Below are 716 nucleotides of genomic sequence, written 5' to 3'. Positions count from 1 at the left end.
CGGATCAAAGCTTGTTTGCCAGCTCCCCGTAGCTTTTCGCAGGCTACCGCGTCCTTCATCGCCTGTGATCGCCAAGGCATCCACCACATGCACTTGTTCGCTTGACCCTATAACGAGTCTGTCTCGTTACAGGTTGAGTTCTCGCGTTGTGCCGTATTCCAATTGAGTCAAACATAGAGTTCGAATCATCTTGAGATACATCGATACAATCACAACCCGGATAGTTTCCACGTCCATCTCAAGACGCTTCCGCTATCCAAATTACTTACTTCTTCCAGATTGTTAAAGAACGACAGCCGATATCTGTTGATATCCTCTGACTGGCTCAATCGCCAATGACAAAGATTCGACCCAAGTCGAATACTTGTCATTGAAGATTGGTGGAGGCAGACGGGATCGAACCGACGACCCCCTGCTTGCAAAGCAGGTGCTCTCCCAGCTGAGCTATGCCCCCATGTACAGATGACCTCAGGTGTGTACCGCCAGATAAGACGGTGGTGGGTCTGGTTGGATTCGAACCAACGACCCCCGCCTTATCAAGACGGTGCTCTAACCGACTGAGCTACAGACCCCTGAGTCTGTCTTTAATTTACAGCCGATAAGCGTGAGCGCTCAACTTTGCGAGAAGCTCTGGAAAGGAGGTGATCCAGCCGCACCTTCCGATACGGCTACCTTGTTACGACTTCACCCCAGTCATGAATCCTACCGTGGTGACC

The 716-nt window shown here is 51.0% G+C and carries 2 tRNA genes and 2 rRNA genes; all 4 read right to left on the bottom strand.

What is annotated here, in order from left to right:
- A 23S ribosomal RNA gene (locus HWX87_RS37665) occupies nt 1–107 on the bottom strand; the annotation flags it as partial.
- 271 nt (nt 108–378) lie between these two features.
- A tRNA-Ala gene (locus tag HWX87_RS37660) sits at nt 379–454 on the bottom strand.
- A 41-nt stretch (nt 455–495) separates the two neighbouring features.
- A tRNA-Ile gene (locus tag HWX87_RS37655) sits at nt 496–572 on the bottom strand.
- A 62-nt stretch (nt 573–634) separates the two neighbouring features.
- Nucleotides 635–716 (bottom strand): 16S ribosomal RNA (locus HWX87_RS37650); the annotation flags it as partial.

Source organism: Burkholderia sp. BCC1644 (assembly GCF_902833225.1).
Lineage (GTDB): Bacteria > Pseudomonadota > Gammaproteobacteria > Burkholderiales > Burkholderiaceae > Burkholderia.
The sequence above is the reverse complement of the archived record's forward strand: the minus strand, read 5'-3'. Positions and strand labels throughout refer to the sequence as shown.